Source organism: Vibrio sp. 16 (assembly GCF_963681195.1).
GTDB classification, from domain to species: domain Bacteria; phylum Pseudomonadota; class Gammaproteobacteria; order Enterobacterales; family Vibrionaceae; genus Vibrio; species Vibrio sinaloensis_D.
Genome location: NZ_OY808997.1, coordinates 654,837 through 669,816 on the forward strand (window position 1 = coordinate 654,837; position 14,980 = coordinate 669,816).

The 14,980-nt window shown below is 43.3% G+C and carries 16 protein-coding genes; all 16 read left to right on the forward strand.

What is annotated here, in order from left to right; translation table 11 throughout:
• Positions 1-326: 326 nt before the first annotated feature.
• The 16 genes from U9J37_RS02970 to tadF all read left to right on the forward strand — a co-directional run bounded on the left by U9J37_RS02970 (position 327) and on the right by tadF (position 14,976).
• The gene (locus tag U9J37_RS02970; protein WP_005470304.1) at positions 327-1,697 is read left to right on the forward strand and encodes a sodium-dependent transporter; all 1,371 of its coding nucleotides are present in this window, start codon (positions 327-329) and stop codon (positions 1,695-1,697) included.
• Between the two features lie 130 nt (positions 1,698-1,827).
• Positions 1,828-3,444, forward strand: coding sequence for a methyl-accepting chemotaxis protein (locus U9J37_RS02975; RefSeq protein ID WP_043886627.1), 1,617 nt, complete (start codon positions 1,828-1,830; stop codon positions 3,442-3,444).
• Positions 3,445-3,515: 71 nt separating this feature from the next.
• On the forward strand, positions 3,516-4,211 hold the full coding sequence (locus U9J37_RS02980; RefSeq protein ID WP_005470525.1) for a TIGR01621 family pseudouridine synthase: 696 nt from the start codon (positions 3,516-3,518) through the stop codon (positions 4,209-4,211).
• Positions 4,212-4,222: 11 nt separating this feature from the next.
• Positions 4,223-5,158, forward strand: coding sequence for a class I SAM-dependent methyltransferase (locus U9J37_RS02985; protein ID WP_005470438.1), 936 nt, complete (start codon positions 4,223-4,225; stop codon positions 5,156-5,158).
• 386 nt (positions 5,159-5,544) lie between these two features.
• Complete coding sequence (locus U9J37_RS02990) at positions 5,545-5,745, forward strand: Flp family type IVb pilin (RefSeq protein ID WP_005470339.1); 201 nt, start codon at positions 5,545-5,547, stop codon at positions 5,743-5,745.
• A 7-nt stretch (positions 5,746-5,752) separates the two neighbouring features.
• A complete protein-coding gene (locus U9J37_RS21355) occupies positions 5,753-6,190 on the forward strand; it encodes a prepilin peptidase (protein WP_083794638.1) in 438 nt (145 codons plus the stop codon).
• A gap of 9 nt (positions 6,191-6,199) precedes the next feature.
• Complete coding sequence (cpaB, locus tag U9J37_RS02995; protein ID WP_005470310.1) at positions 6,200-7,003, forward strand: Flp pilus assembly protein CpaB; 804 nt, start codon at positions 6,200-6,202, stop codon at positions 7,001-7,003.
• Between the two features lie 53 nt (positions 7,004-7,056).
• Positions 7,057-8,352: a type II and III secretion system protein family protein gene (locus U9J37_RS03000; RefSeq protein ID WP_005470599.1), complete on the forward strand. Its 1,296-nt coding sequence runs from the start codon at positions 7,057-7,059 to the stop codon at positions 8,350-8,352.
• A complete protein-coding gene (locus U9J37_RS03005) occupies positions 8,349-8,864 on the forward strand; it encodes a hypothetical protein (RefSeq protein ID WP_156145119.1) in 516 nt (171 codons plus the stop codon). The genes U9J37_RS03000 and U9J37_RS03005 overlap by 4 nt, the downstream gene beginning before the upstream one ends.
• A gap of 3 nt (positions 8,865-8,867) precedes the next feature.
• Positions 8,868-10,103, forward strand: coding sequence for a CpaE/TadZ family protein (locus U9J37_RS03010; RefSeq protein ID WP_005470446.1), 1,236 nt, complete (start codon positions 8,868-8,870; stop codon positions 10,101-10,103).
• Positions 10,103-11,386 carry a TadA family conjugal transfer-associated ATPase gene (locus tag U9J37_RS03015; RefSeq protein WP_005470579.1) on the forward strand — a complete coding sequence of 428 codons (1,284 nt, stop codon included), beginning with the start codon at positions 10,103-10,105 and terminating at the stop codon, positions 11,384-11,386. The genes U9J37_RS03010 and U9J37_RS03015 overlap by 1 nt, the downstream gene beginning before the upstream one ends.
• Positions 11,383-12,303, forward strand: coding sequence for a type II secretion system F family protein (locus U9J37_RS03020; protein ID WP_005470456.1), 921 nt, complete (start codon positions 11,383-11,385; stop codon positions 12,301-12,303). The genes U9J37_RS03015 and U9J37_RS03020 overlap by 4 nt, the downstream gene beginning before the upstream one ends.
• Positions 12,303-13,193, forward strand: coding sequence for a type II secretion system F family protein (locus U9J37_RS03025; RefSeq protein WP_052297953.1), 891 nt, complete (start codon positions 12,303-12,305; stop codon positions 13,191-13,193). Before U9J37_RS03020 ends, U9J37_RS03025 begins: the two co-directional genes overlap by 1 nt.
• Positions 13,186-13,947: a tetratricopeptide repeat protein gene (locus tag U9J37_RS03030; protein WP_043886625.1), complete on the forward strand. Its 762-nt coding sequence runs from the start codon at positions 13,186-13,188 to the stop codon at positions 13,945-13,947. Before U9J37_RS03025 ends, U9J37_RS03030 begins: the two co-directional genes overlap by 8 nt.
• Positions 13,944-14,435, forward strand: coding sequence for a TadE/TadG family type IV pilus assembly protein (locus U9J37_RS03035; protein ID WP_043886623.1), 492 nt, complete (start codon positions 13,944-13,946; stop codon positions 14,433-14,435). The genes U9J37_RS03030 and U9J37_RS03035 overlap by 4 nt, the downstream gene beginning before the upstream one ends.
• Positions 14,425-14,976 (forward strand): tight adherence pilus pseudopilin TadF, encoded by a 552-nt coding sequence (gene tadF / locus U9J37_RS03040; RefSeq protein WP_005470592.1) that lies wholly within the window; start codon positions 14,425-14,427, stop codon positions 14,974-14,976. The genes U9J37_RS03035 and tadF overlap by 11 nt, the downstream gene beginning before the upstream one ends.
• The last annotated feature ends 4 nt before the right edge of the window (positions 14,977-14,980 follow it).

The window sequence follows — 14,980 nt, forward strand, 5'->3', positions numbered from 1 at the left end:
AAAAGAGGATTTGTGTTAGAGGAGTGTTAAATCTAGTGGGTAGAGCTTGCTATTGTGTAAAAAATCAGCATTTAAACACAATAATTACATTTGTGGTGAAGAAATGTACTTTTCGGGGTTTCAATTTTACTTTTAAACTGCTTTACTTGCTACAACGTTAGCGTCACTCAAAATTCTAATTAGTGTAAAAAAATATATACACCCACTTTTAAAGACGCCTAACAGAAGCAAACACAACTTATAAAATGATTTTAATGGAGTAAATCGTGGCTACTAGTTCAAGTTCAAAGCCCCGTGATACGTGGGGGTCTAAATTAGGCTTCGTTATGGCTGCAGCAGGTTCTGCTGTTGGTCTTGGTAACATTTGGAAGTTTCCTTATACGGCAGGTGAAAGTGGCGGTGGTGCATTCGTTGCTATCTACCTTCTTTTTGTCATCTTTATCGGTTTTAGCGTCATGCTTACCGAATTCACGATTGGTCGTAAGACAGGTCTATCAGCAGTAGGTGCGTTCAAATCGACTGACCGTCGTTGGACGTTTACCGGTGTTATGGGAGTATTAAGTGGTCTACTTATTATGGGTTTCTACCCTGTAGTAGGTGGTTGGGCACTCGCTTACATCTTCAAAGTAGGCGGCGGTCTACTAAGCACACCTGAAGCGATCGGTGACAGCTTTGGTGGCTTTATCTCTAATCCAGTTCAGCCACTTATGTGGATGGCTGTATACCTATTCCTTAACATCGTAATTGTTATGAAAGGTATCTCTGGTGGTATCGAGAAAGCAGGTAAGGTTCTAATGCCTTTATTATTCCTGATTCTGATTGTTGTATCAGTGAAAGGTTTAATGCTGCCAGGTGCAATGGCAGGCCTAGAATTCTTGTTCATGCCTGATTTCTCTAAAGTAGACAGTAATGTTGTACTAGCGGCGCTAGGTCAAGCATTCTTCTCTCTATCACTTGGTATGGGTTGTATGATGACATACGGTTCTTACCTTAAGAAGAAAGAGAACCTAGTTCAGACGACAGGTATGGTTACTGCGATGGATACAGGTGTTGCTATCCTAGCTGGTGTTGCAATGTTCCCTGCAATGTTCGCATTTGGTATGGAGCCAGCAGCGGGCCCTGGTCTAGTATTCGTCGTCGTTCCTCAGCTATTTGCGGAAATGGGTGGCGTAATTGGTCTTCTATTCGCTCTAATGTTCTTCATCGGTCTAACAGTCGCGGCTCTAACTTCTTCGGTATCTCTTCTAGAAGTTGTGGTGTCTTACCTAATCGATGAAAAAGGCATGAAGCGTTCAACTGCGGTTATCTCTTCAAGTGTTGTTATGGCGACACTATGTGTGTTCGCATCACTATCGCTTGGCGGTGTTGGTCCAACACTATTCGGTACTGGCGCGTTTGATATCTTCGACCTACTGACAGATAAGATCTTCCTAGCGGTTGGCGGTATGTTAGTGTGTATCTTTGCTGGCTGGCGTCTATCTCGCGCAGAGCTTGAGAAAGAAATTACTAACGACGGCAAAGTATCTTTCCCACTATTCGGTCTATGGTACAACCTAGTTAAGTTCGTAATTCCAGTTGCAATCGCAATCGTTGCGTTCATGGGCATTAAGTCTGGCTTTGATAGCGGCAAAGGTGAAATCATGCTGCTTGGTATCGGTATCATTGCTTTAGCTGGTATTTTCTCGAAGAAGCTATAACGCTAAGAAAAAACGAATCAAAAACCTCCCAATTGGGAGGTTTTTTCGTTTCTGTCAGCTACTTTTATTAAAGTTATCGATAAGTAGTACCGATACAGAATGATATCAGCAATAAATTGGAAGGTGCTTTGTGAAGTGGTCTGTTCGTAAAAAAATGTATGCAGGTTTTGGTTGTGTTTTAGCAATCATGACGATTATGGCAGTAACGATATGGGCTGAAGTCACTCGGTCACACGCAGTTGCTCACGAGATTCGTACGGATGATGTACCAGAAGTTGTCGGTTATCTTGTTCTTATTGATGAAGCCGGTGATGTCTACCGTGATGCGACCGGAGCCATTACCGGTGTCCCTGGCGCTATCAATGACTATCGAACCAACAAACAAGAATTTGCTGACGCGATAAACGTAGTAAAAAACCTTGAGGTTAGAGGAGGGGCGGATTATCAACGAGTTGAAAAGATTGAGCGTTTGATGTCTGGTTTTACACAAGGTTTTGAGCGAGAAATCGTCCCTTTGCTTGGTAACAAAGATCAGTTGGATAAACAAATTTCCCAACTTCGGCAGTTATATGAGACTTACTTATCGCCGATAGAAGCGTATTTAGATGAAGCATCGTCGACTGAGGTAGTAGAAACTGATGCAGCGTTGTTGGCGCTCACTGAGTCGTTCTACACAATCGAAACGACTATTATCATACTCTTTGTTGTTGCCTTGGTGCTGACATGTATTGTGGCATATTGGCTATCTCACTCCATTACGACTCGTTTATCTAAACTTGATTCAGTTGCCCAGAAAGTGGCGAATGGCGATTTGACCACGGAGGATATAGTCGATAACTCAGGTGATGAGCTCTCTAATCTAGCCGGTTCAATCAACCAGATGCAAGCCTCCTTAACAACCCTGATTGGTAGTATATCTGCCGTTGCAGAAGAAGTGAAAGTGGTAACCAAAGAGCTTTCCGATGTAAGCCAAGACATTGTAAGTGGAGCTTCATCCCAAGCCGATAAAGCTAATCTGATTGCTACTGCCGCAGAAGAGTTGAGTTTGACGATTTCAGAAGTGGCACAGCAAGGTAATGCGACTTTCGAGGAAGCGCAGCGTTCTGAAGGAAACGCAGAGTCGGGGCGTAAAGTAATCAATGAAATGGTCGCGTCGATACAGCAAGTCAGCGTGCAAATGACAGAGATGTCAAAGCAAATGAATGAACTCGGGACGCATAGTGAGCAAATTGGTTCGGTTATTCGAGTCATTGAAGAAATCGCAGAACAAACAAACTTGTTGGCATTAAACGCAGCCATCGAAGCTGCGCGGGCTGGAGAGTTCGGTCGCGGCTTCGCCGTTGTAGCGGACGAAGTTCGAGCGTTGGCAGAGCGCACAACGAAAGCGACAAAAGAGGTAGGCGGAATCATCCAACAAATTCAATCAGGCACTCAAGAGGCTGTTACCTACACGGTAGAAAACTGTCAGCTAGTAGAAATCGGTGTCGAGCGCAGCTCTGGTGCAGTGAGTGCTTTGGATGAAATTGTATCAGGCGCTGCCAACGTTCAGGCGATGGTTAATTCGATTGCGACTGCGGCGGAAGAACAGACAGCTGTAACTAAAGAGATAGCCGCTGACATTACGGCAATCAGTGACATTTCGGAGCGTTCGCTACAGCTTGCGAACAACAGCTCACACAATGTCAATGGGTTGAACGCAAAAGTATTGGAACTTGAATCCCTCGTTGGCAAGTTTAAATTGAATTAACCTCATTTTCTCGCTACTGGCTTTCACTAGGATTAAAGGTATACTCTTGCGTCCTAAGTGGAGCCAGTTGTATGTTTGATATCCTTTATACCCACCCAGATTTTATTGTCGTCGTTAAACACCCAAACGTGTCTGTGCATAAAGACGAGGGCGAGACCATGCTACTCCAAGAAGTTGCAGCCAAGACGGGTGACCCTAAGTTGTATCTTGTCCACCGTTTGGACAAAATGACATCAGGTTTGTTATTGCTCGCAAGAAGTTCCAAAGCGGCGAGTGCCTTGGCAACACTCTTCTCTGACAGAGAAATTGAGAAATACTACCTAGCTATTGGCAGTAGTAAGCCGAAGAAAAAGCAGGGCGCAATAATTGGCGATATGGAACGTTCGAGGCGTTCTACCTGGAAACTTATCAATCGGCGAGACAATCCTGCTATAACCCAGTTTTTCTCGACTGCTAGTGGTCAGGGAGAACGCCTTTTATTGTGTAAGCCTCACACTGGCAAGACCCACCAAATCAGAGTCGCCTTGAAGTCGATTGGTTCCGCGATTGTTGGAGACGCGATTTACAACGCATCATGTAAAGCCGATAGAGGCTACTTGCATGCTTTTGCTTTGCGCTTTAATTATCTAAATGAAGAATATAAGTTCATTAGTGACCCAAGAGAGAGTACTGAACTTGGCACTAAATGGAGAGATGAAACAACGAGTCAGGCGATTGAATCCTGGCTCAAGCCTTGGGAGCTGTCATGGCCGAAGATCAAAATGTAATTCCACTACCAATGCAATCAAATCAATTACCTGTCTTCTTTGAACAGCTTACGCAGCGATTAACCGATGCTCCAAACGAAGTAAGACGCCTGTTTCATGGGCGAGGACGCTGCTTCTCTGGTTTAGAGCAAATTACTTGTGACTGGGTAAATGGACAGCTGATTGTTGCTTTGTTTAAAGAGGGAGATGCACGCTTCGTTGAAGAATTAAAGCGTGGCTTGCTTGCCCTGGCGACTTCAGAGTTGTGGCGTTCAACAGCTGGACGCTCAATCGTCATACAGTATCGATACAAGGAAGGTGCTCCTTCTGAAGTGCTAATTGGTGAGTTGGAGAGCACCCCAGTAGTTATTGAATCTGGAATCAAATATCAACTCAACATTGGACGCAACCAAAACTTCGGTCTGTTTCTTGATATGCGCTTTGGGCGAGATTGGGTCAGAGAGCATGCGCAAAACAAGAACATACTCAACTTGTTCGCCTATACTTGCGGGTTTTCTGTCGCCGCTGTAGAAGGCGGAGCAGATAAGGTTGTAAATGTCGATATGTCGAGGAGCTCGCTTTCAAAAGGGCGTGAAAACCACAAGCTAAACGGACATAACCTAAACAGCGTGAGTTTTCTTGGCTATGACATCTTTCGATCATGGGGGAAAATTCGCAAGCTTGGTCCTTATGACTTAATCATCATAGACCCACCTTCATTTCAAAAGGGGAGTTTCGCCCTAACGAAAGATTATAAAAGAATATTAAGACGCCTACCTGAACTGCTTACTTCAGACGGTAGAGTGTTGGCATGTGTAAACTCTCCTCAAGTAAGTTGCAACTTCTTGATAGACAGCATGAGAGAAGAAGCGCCAAGTTTGCACTTTGTCCAACGTATTGATAATCCGCCTGAGTTTAAGGACATCGATTCAGAAGCCAGCTTGAAAGTGATGGAATTTGCATACTAGTCCTAAAATATAACCCATCTTATTTTGTGTGAAGAAATAAGGTGGGATCGTTTTCCAAGTTTAACGTATCAAAAGTGAGATTTTTTGACCTTGCTAACTTCTGAGTGAGTAGGTGTTAAGTCAACTATATTGTACAGTAGTAAGTAAAGATGTGTTTTATGTCGAAATGTTCATTTTCTGTAAATAAGTGTGCTTGACCAAAACAAATTACGTCACATAAATCACAGTCAAATCGTGTTACACTGGATTTGTTGTTTATTTTATGGTGTAAAATAAGTGCCAGTAATTGTTTGTCACTTCGCATTCACTTATATAGAATGCGTACATCTTTGATGCATATATTGTTACAAAAATATATGCAATAGTTCTAGTAAAGGAAAAATATCATGTTAACTAAAGCTTTTGTTGCTGCTCAAAGCGCACTTTACTCATTTAAAAAAGACGAGCGCGGTGTAACTGCAATCGAATACGCAATCATCGGTGTTGCTGTATCTGCAATTGTACTGGCGATGTTCAACAGTGATTTAAGAACTGCATTGACTGGCGCGATGACTAAGATTACAGGCAACATCAACAGCGCTTCTTAATAGCGTTTTGGTTACACCTACATTTATTTGGTGGCTGATACTAGCCACCATTTGTTTATTTATATGTTGGCGCGACTATCGTTTCCGATTAGTTTCCAACAATAGTGTTTTGTCACTGGGATGTGTGTTACTTAGCTCTGCTTTCATAAACGGTTCACAAATCTACCCTTTTACTGCGCTGATGCTATTTATACCTGGCTTACTTCTATGGCGGTTAGGAGCGTTTGGTGCTGGTGACATAAAATTGATATGTGTATTCTCACTGCTTATTCAGCCCGATTTTTTGCTCTTAGTCGGAGTGATTCTTATGCTGCTGGGTGGGCTCGAGGCGCTAGTCTACATACTAATTAAAAAATTTAAGCCTATAAGTATTGTCCATGACGGGCTGCCCTTTGCGATACCAATTGTGTTAAGTGGTGTGTTTGGCATAGGTGCTTCAATTTAGGAATTTAACATGCGCACAAAACTTATTCTCGCTGTCGCCGTTTTAGCCATCATCTTTGGTCTTTATGGATTAGCGGGTAACTTAACACGCCCCACAGACTCCAGCAGCCTACAAACGGCTCAACCACTCAAATTCTATTCCGTCTGGCAAGTTAGAAGCCAAGTCTCTGCAACTGACGTTGTGCGTCCGGAACACTTGCAAGTACTAAAAATCCAAGAAGACGATGCGGCCCTTCAGGGAATTGCGGAAGACATGTTGTTCGAATACCCGCTAGGTTCTATTTATCGCTCTGATATGGCCGAAGGTAGCTTGCTGTATCCAACAGATATTGTTGCTCCCAATTCGCCAGAATATTTAGATTTAACGCTAGCTGACGGGTATGTTCCTTACCCTCTAAAAGTGTCTCCTGAAGCGGTTGTTGGTGGTGTGATTCGTGCGAGCTCTTATATTGATATTTTAGCGCTGACAAGCCCCACGAATGTGGCGACGATTGAGGTTGGTTCTTCAGCGACTGCGCGAGGCAAGGCAATCTCAATATCGCCTGTATTGATGGGCGTCAAAGTGTTGCGCGTTGATCAATCAGATGCAAAAGAAGCGACCGGTGAAGATGTCGCATTGGAGACTCACCTCATACTCGAACTTGATAGAAAACAAGTTTCTATATTGAGTGTCGCGAAGCAGATTGCGACACTGGAAGTACACAAATCTGTAGGTAATTATCGCCCTGCGGACCTTAGTGCTGATGCTGGTGATGTATTACCGGGATTTAAATCAGTGATTGAATATCGAGCTGATGCTGTAACCATTAAGTAGGGAAAACGACAATAATGTATTTAGTTAGAGCGAGCGTTGCTATTTTCATTGCTATGTGGAGCAGTATCACCTTTGCGCAGGTTTTGATGAACCTTGGAGAGGGGGAAGCAAAAGCGATCAATACCAAGGCTGAAATAGCATCAGTTTTTATCTCAGACCCTCAAATTGCTGACTATCAAGTGGTTGATAAGAATAAGTTGGTAATCTTTGGTAAGAAAGTGGGTACAGTTTCGTTGCTCGCTTTCGATGACAATTCTGAGACGATCATCAGCCGAAAGCTCGTAGTAAATCAAAGTCTTATTCATATCCAGCAACAGGTTCAAATTCGTTACCCTGATGTCAGTATCTCAATATACAACTTGGGTGAGCAGGTTGTGCTTGCTGGCAAAGTACCCAGTGAAAAAATTCGTGATGAGATAAATATTCTGGTGGGTGAACTTCTTAACAAAGAATATGAGGATTATAAGATTGAGTGGGATCTAGGCGAGAACACCTACGAGATGGAGTTCATGACTAGACGTCACTACAAGGGCATCGTTAACAACATTGAAGTCTCAACAACCAAGCAGGTCAATGTCAAATTATCGATTGCAGAAGTGTCACAGTCTTTTCTCGAACAGTTTGGCGTAAAGTACGGAACGTTGGATAGTAGCGCCAATTTTATGGGTGGCACGTTCGTTGATCAGCTTATTAATTTCAGTGCAGCGGATATTGTCTCTGTGATATCAGCAATCGGTGATGATGCAGTAGGGCAAGTATTGGCAGAGCCGAATTTATCGGTCATATCGGGAGAGACAGCTAGCTTTTTGGTTGGTGGAGAGATCCCTGTGGTGACGGTAGTCGATGGTGGAACCAACGTTCTTTTCAAAGAATTTGGTATTCGACTAGAGATGATGGCGAAAGTTTTGCAAGACGACAAGATCAAGCTATCACTAATGCCAGAGGTCAGCTCGTTAGATACCCAGTATCAAAATGACCGTTATAGCTTACCTGCACTGAAAACACGTCGTGCTCGCACAACCGTAGAGTTGGGTGATGGTCAGAGCTTCGTGTTAGGTGGCTTGTTAAGTACCGAGGATCGAGAGTCGTTGAGCCGAGTTCCATTTATTGGTGATGTCCCCATTTTAGGCGCGTTATTTAGACATACAGAAACAGTCCGAAATAAAACAGAACTTGTTATTGTCGCGACGGTAAACTTAGTTAAACCAGTTAATCCTTCGCAAATCCAACTACCGACGATGAAACGAACAACGACCATGCAAAGATTTTTTAATGTCGAGTACAGCTATACGCCAGCAAGTAAGGCGTGGGCGGAAGAAGTACTGCAGGCTGGAGGCTTCAAGAAATGAGAAGTTTATCGGTTGTGCTAATGTCGAGTGTGTTACTTTTTGGTTGTGCTGAACGTGTCGCAGAGCGAAATGGTATTTCAGTAGATTTGGTCCCAGTGACCTATACCTTTAAAGCGAAAGTAGATAAAACGAACCGTGATAAAGTCGATAAACAAGTGAACGAGTATCTCGATACGCATCGTGAAAAGGTGCAAACTGAGCAGCTATTTTTTACATGGTCTTCTGAACTGGCTAAAGAGCATGTATTGAAAACAAAGAAAATGCTTTTACAGCAAGGTATCGATCCGCAAAATATCCATATAGCAGAACAATCAAATGGTATAGGGCCGTTCAACCTGACTTTATCATTGCAGCAATACCAAGTGCTTGTACCAAGATGTGAAGGTGCCCAAGTCAATCGATTCGACTTTACGACACATGACTGTTTTGTTGAAGGGAATCGTTGGCATTCATTACAGCATCCCGAAAAAATGGTCGATAATAAAGCGCAATACAACGACATGGGTGAGTAGCAAATGTTAGATCTTGTTGAACTATTAAAGCCTTCTGAATCCAAAGAGCCTGAAACGCAAGGGCTGTCTTCTGTCCTGTTTTATCAAACAGAGGTCTGCAGAAAATTAGTTGAAGAAGCGTTCACTTTTGAAGGCCTTGCTGTCCCTAAACTATTAGAAAACGACGACGAAGTAATAAAGAAGTATGCGCGCAGTAGTGCGTTAGAGATTGTTATTGTAGAGCTGAATGAAAGCAACAATGTCACAGAAGATATGCGACGTATCAGTCATTTGTTGCCAAATTCTGCGTCAGTGATTGTAGTCGGAAGTGAAGATGCGATTTCGACTATTCGGAATCTTAAGGAGATGGGTTTCTATTACCTGTTCTGGCCTGTAAGTAAGCAAGAACTGATAGATTTCGTCAAAAACGTTTCTGATAACCGTCAGAGAAATGCTGGCCTGGGTAAGGCGCGAGAAGCAAAAAAAGTCGCGTTTTGGGGAGCGAGTGGTGGCGTTGGTAACTCACTGCTCGTTGCTGAGATTGCTTGTGAACTCTCGAGTAAGAAAAACAGTTCTTGTGTTGTGGTTGATCACGACTTTGTCGGGGGCAACCTAGACATACTGCTTGGTCTCAAGAAGTTCGAGAAAAAAGACATCCCACCAGGAGCGTTAACTTCTAATCTGGACACCTCTTATGCGCTCAATATGACGCAAAAGATCACCCCAATGCTGTCCATACTCTCTGTTCAGTCAAAAGATCTCAACGAATTTCAGATGAAGGAATACGTAAGAACTTTATCTGATGAGCTTTCAGAGCAAACTAATTTTTTGATTGAAGATCTTTCCTGCTCAGTGAATTGCAAGCAAGACCTAGAGTACAGTGCAAAAGAGTGCGATGCGATTGTGTTGGTATTGAAGCCGACCGTTTCATGTCTTCGCGACGCCAGCCGGATAGTCTCCCAATTAAAAGAGTTAGAAACTAAAGCTCGAATCATAGTGGTCATTAACCACACTTCTCCCGAAAAGCACGCGACGGTGACAGAAGAAGAGATCGAGAAGTATCTTCGCAGGCCTATCGATGTAACGTGTCCTTATGATGGCCAAATGAGCAAAGCGCTTCTTGAAGGAAAACACCTTCATGAACTAAAGCTACCAATTAGTAAAAGCATAAAACAGATTACTGCGGCACTATTGGGCGAAAAACATGAAATCGGAAAAGTTGGTGTGTTGAGTAAGTTGTTTAAGAGGAGCCGTAAATAATGGATCACTCTAAGTCAATTTTCATTGCTATTCGCAGTCAGATTTTTGAGGCTTTAGATAGCGAAGCGGTCACCGTGTTATCTAAAGAGCAGTTGAGTAAACAGTTAGCTGAAGCTGTCGAGCTTTTGATTGAACGACAAGGGTGGTCAGTGCCATCTATTGTGAAAGCCGATTATGTTCAAAGCCTTGTCAACGAAATCCATGGTTTAGGTCCGATGCAGTCACTTATGGAAGACGAGTCCATCAGTGACATCATGATTAACGGGTGTGATAATGTTTTCGTCGAACGAAATGGCCTGGTTGAGAAGTCAGAAGTTACTTTTATCGACGAAGATCAGTTGATTCAGATCGCTAAACGTATTGCCGCACGTGTTGGACGCCGTGTCGACGATTCTTCACCAACTTGTGATGCGCGTTTGCCAGATGGCAGCCGTGTAAACATTGTTATCCCACCCATTGCGATCGATGGCACTTCGATTTCTATTCGTAAGTTTAAAAAAGGCAGCTTGAGTTTTGATGCACTGGTTGAGTTCGGTGCGATGAGCCCGGAAATGGCCAAGTTACTTATGATTGCTGCACGTTGTCGCCTTAATATTCTTATCTCAGGGGGGACGGGCTCGGGTAAAACAACCATGCTGAATGCCCTTTCCCAGTTTATTTCCGAAAAAGAACGTATCGTAACGATCGAAGATGCTGCCGAACTCAAGCTACAACAGCCACATGTTGTACGATTAGAGACGCGTACCTCCGGTATTGAAGGAACTGGTGCGATTGACCAGCGTGATCTTGTGATCAACTCACTTCGTATGCGACCAGACAGAATTATTGTCGGTGAGTGTCGTGGTGGAGAAGCGTTTGAAATGCTTCAAGCAATGAACACTGGCCATGATGGCTCAATGTCGACCCTCCACGCCAACACGCCCCGTGATGCGTTAGCACGTGTCGAAGCGATGGTTATGATGGCCACCAACAACCTACCGCTTGAGGCAATCCGTCGTAACATTGTAAGTGCGGTTGACTTGGTCATTCAGATTAGCCGCCTGCATGATGGCTCTCGTAAAGTGATGAGTATATCCGAAGTTGTTGGTCTAGAAGGACAAAGTGTTGTACTTGAAGAGATATTCCGCTTTGTTCCGAATCAGATGCAAGGGGATGATGGTAAAGTGCGCGGAAACTTTATGACTGCTGGCTTAATGCAGCGCTCTGTACTCGTTGAGAAAGCGAAATTTTTCGGCTTAGATGCACAATTGGGTCAGCTATTTGCTGCTAGAGAAGCGATATGATCTTCTGGCTTGCTCTCATTCTCGGAGGTGTTTTGTTCATCATTGCGTTTTGGCCCTCAAAGCGCAAAGAGAATGAGTACCTCGAACAGCTAAATAGAACGCTGTATGTCAACTCCATGGATGAAGACCACAAAGCCGTCAACCTCAATAGTCTGACAGGTGAAACCTTCCGCCAGAAAATCCAACGTAGAGTACGCAATATCAAAATGCAACTAGGGGCGTTTGCGCTACTTAAGGTATTGGCTTATTGTCTGGTCGTTGCTCTGGTTAGTTTCTATGCGAACAACACCTTCATCAGAGTCAATCCTCTGTATGCACTAGTGATAGGGCAGATGGTCGGTATATTTTCTGGTTTGACGATACTCGAGAGTCGTCAGCAAAAAGAGTTTGAAATGGCCTTTCCAGATGCCCTTAACATGCTTGCCAGTGCTGTTAGTTCTGGTGAAAGTTTGATGCACTCGATTATCTTTGTCGGCAAGTCATTAGAGGGCAGTGTAGGCGAAGAGTTTAAACGCATGGGTGAAAGGCTACAAATGGGGGAGTCGCCAGATACAGTATTTAGGAAATCTTGTAACCGTTTCCCTTATCGATCTTTCCAGTTTTTCGTCATCACCCTGAGAGCGAATATGCAACGTGGTGGCCAGTTGAAAGATGTGATTACAAGACTCAACAGGCTAATGTTTGACGCAAGAGCCATCGAGAAGAAGAAATACGCACTAACGTCGGAAGCTCGAACGTCAGCAAAAATTGTTGCCGCTATCCCTTTTTTCTTTCTATTTATGTTGCAGTACTTGAGCCCAGAGAATTATGACTTTGTGATGAACCACCCTAAAGGTCAGCCGATTTTGTACTATATGCTGATCAGTGAAGCGATAGGAATCAGCATCGTTTGGGGACTCATGAGAGGGGTTCGCTAATGGATATCTCACCGCAACTTTATGTCTTCCTTCAGTTATGTGCGGTTTTTTTAGGTGTATTGTTAATCGCACTTGTTATTTTTCGTCTGACTAAGCGAAAGATGTTTTTAAACCAGCTTTCTTTAAAATCTGACTCGAATCGGATGGCTGGCTTTGTCGAGTTTATGTCGGAGAAAGTCGCGAAACCGGCAGTAGAACACAGCAACCAGGAAATAAACGACAAGTTTAAGCGTGCTGGCATATCATCGAAAAGTAAATGGGTTGCCCTTTATATGCCCCTAAAATATGGGGCGTTGATGTTAGGCTGTGCTGCGATATATATCTATTCGATTAAAAGCGCAATTTCTACACCGACATTAATCGCGTTTATGGCCACATGGCTAATTATTTGTATTGTGGTCCCTGATGCACTTCTGGATGGCAGAGGTAAGGCAAGGGTATCTCGAGTATCTGGTCAGTTACCTTACCTGCTCGACCTATTAGCTGTATGTGTACAAACAGGTATGACGATTGAGTCAGCGATGAACTATTTGTCAAAGGAGATGGTTGGTTTCGACAAGGAATTAGCTGGGCTGCTCAAAAAAACGAATGATCGCGCTCGATTGGTTGGTATGCAAAAAGCGTTGGACGAGCTCTACGAAGACATTCCTTCCAGTGAAATGCGCAGCTTTGTTATGACCTTGAAACAAAGCCTCCAATACGGGTCTTCCATTTATGGTGTGCTTACTACGCTTGCTGGCGACATACGTGACGTACAGATGCTTACTTTAGAAGAAAAAATCGGTAAGTTGGCCGCGAAAATGTCGGTACCTTTGATCCTATTTATAATGATGCCAATTGTTATTCTCATTGCAGCACCGGGTATTCTGAGGATGATGTCCAATGTCTAAATTAAGTTGTTTTTTACTCGTTGTTTTTTTAGTCGGATGCGCGAGCACAAACTCTGATGATCGCTCTCTGAATAAAGAGGCGTTGCTTATACAGGCTCAGAACTACAATGAGCTCGTTGGTTACTATAAATCTCAACTCAGTGTCAGAGATACAGAAGAAGTGCGAATCAAGTTAGCAAGAAGCTACCTTAAAATTAAAGATGCGGATTCTGCACTATTTATTCTGAAACCTCTGATGGCACAAAAAAAGATATCTGCTGAGGCATTGTTGTTAAATGCCAACAGCTTATACGAACTGGGAGAATTTGAACAAGGTCTTCGAGACATCGAAAAAGCAAAAGAGATAGACCCCAAAAACGCTGAAATTCAAAATATGGCGGGCTTACTGTATTCGGCAAACGGAGATTATAACCGTGCGAGAATGATGTTTAATCACGCACGTAGTAATTTCTATGATGATATAACGGTCAAAAACAACTTGGCCGTATTAGACATAATTGAAGGCCATTATTTAGATGCGGTGCAGCGTTTGATGCCTATTTACACCAATGACAAAGCCGATGCTCAAGTTCAAGCAAACCTAATGTTAGCGTTAGCAAAGTTGGGGAATTTTGATTACGTGAAAACTATGCTTGGTCCTGAAGTAACAGAAGAAGAGGCATTTAATCATTTTGCAGCACTAAGAAACAGTGAGCCCACTAGTCAAGTCAACCCTGAGCTATTAAAACAAAACGAAGAGAAGGCACTGCAATGATAAAAAAAGTGCGATCGTTTTATCAAAGAGGCATTGCGAGTATAGAGTTTGCTCTTGGTTTTATGGCTTTTTGGCTTATGTGTATGGCGTGGGTAGAAATGAGTTACCTCTCTTATGTAAGCGCTATATCTGACTTAGCCATTTCTGAAGCAGCACGTTCCGCAAAAGTCTCGAAAGGAAACTATAAACAGTCTTTTTCTAGTGTCATTGAAGATAGCAACGCCCTTTGGTCTGGAGTCGTCGATGAATCGAATTTTCGTATGTCGGTAAACTATATACGTAAGGTTGCTGATCTAACCAATGTGAATGCTTGTGAAGTGCCCGATGGCGATACTTTTGCTGAGTGCGGCATAGCGGCGAATAGTGCGATGGCAATATATCGTGTTGACTACGATTTCAACTCTATCTTCACCTTTTTCATGGATACCTCGAATCTGGTAAGCCGTGAGGTGATTGTAGTGCAGGAGTACGAACGCGATGCCTTCTAAACCATCGCCTCGTAAACAACGAGGCACTTTTAGTGTTGAATTCGCCATTGTTGGCTTGTTCTTTAGTATTCTACTCGTCTTCAGCGGAGATGTGGTGATGAAACTGTCTTTGAAAGGCAAGCTTGACCGCCTTTCGTATTCGATGGTTAATATTCTTAAAGAGCGTACCCAACTTTATGATGAAGAGTATCGAATTAACAGCAGCGAAGCGCGTCAACTCTATGTGATTTCTCAAGGTTCGCTTGAACGAATGGGAGGAGCCTCTTTTGACAACACTAAGTATCGAGTCGTAGTTGAGGAACTGACATTTGCATCAAATGGTAGCCCAAACCCGTCTGCCACCTTCTCGTTTGGTCCTAACGTATGCACGTTAAGCAATAGGTTGAGTGATTTACGTCATTTATCTGTCATTACATCTTGGGATCGCCAAGCCACCCTTTATCGTGTGACCTTGTGTTATGAGACTGATAATTGGATAGGCGACATTTTAGGTAAAGACTTTAAGCTAGTCTCTTCAGACGCGGTCATTATAGGTAGGTAGCAAG

Coding starts and splice junctions, on each gene's coding strand:
- U9J37_RS02970 (WP_005470304.1), top strand. CDS start 327: ATGGCTGCAGCAGGTTCTGCTGTTGGTCTTGGTAACATTTGGAAGTTT.
- U9J37_RS02980 (WP_005470525.1), top strand. CDS start 3,516: ATGTTTGATATCCTTTATACCCACCCAGATTTTATTGTCGTCGTTAAA.
- U9J37_RS02985 (WP_005470438.1), top strand. CDS start 4,223: ATGCAATCAAATCAATTACCTGTCTTCTTTGAACAGCTTACGCAGCGA.
- U9J37_RS02990 (WP_005470339.1), top strand. CDS start 5,545: ATGTTAACTAAAGCTTTTGTTGCTGCTCAAAGCGCACTTTACTCATTT.
- cpaB (WP_005470310.1), top strand. CDS start 6,200: ATGCGCACAAAACTTATTCTCGCTGTCGCCGTTTTAGCCATCATCTTT.
- U9J37_RS03000 (WP_005470599.1), top strand. CDS start 7,057: ATGTGGAGCAGTATCACCTTTGCGCAGGTTTTGATGAACCTTGGAGAG.
- U9J37_RS03005 (WP_156145119.1), top strand. CDS start 8,349: ATGAGAAGTTTATCGGTTGTGCTAATGTCGAGTGTGTTACTTTTTGGT.
- U9J37_RS03010 (WP_005470446.1), top strand. CDS start 8,868: ATGTTAGATCTTGTTGAACTATTAAAGCCTTCTGAATCCAAAGAGCCT.
- U9J37_RS03015 (WP_005470579.1), top strand. CDS start 10,103: ATGGATCACTCTAAGTCAATTTTCATTGCTATTCGCAGTCAGATTTTT.
- U9J37_RS03020 (WP_005470456.1), top strand. CDS start 11,383: ATGATCTTCTGGCTTGCTCTCATTCTCGGAGGTGTTTTGTTCATCATT.
- U9J37_RS03025 (WP_052297953.1), top strand. CDS start 12,303: ATGGATATCTCACCGCAACTTTATGTCTTCCTTCAGTTATGTGCGGTT.
- U9J37_RS03030 (WP_043886625.1), top strand. CDS start 13,186: ATGTCTAAATTAAGTTGTTTTTTACTCGTTGTTTTTTTAGTCGGATGC.
- U9J37_RS03035 (WP_043886623.1), top strand. CDS start 13,944: ATGATAAAAAAAGTGCGATCGTTTTATCAAAGAGGCATTGCGAGTATA.
- tadF (WP_005470592.1), top strand. CDS start 14,425: ATGCCTTCTAAACCATCGCCTCGTAAACAACGAGGCACTTTTAGTGTT.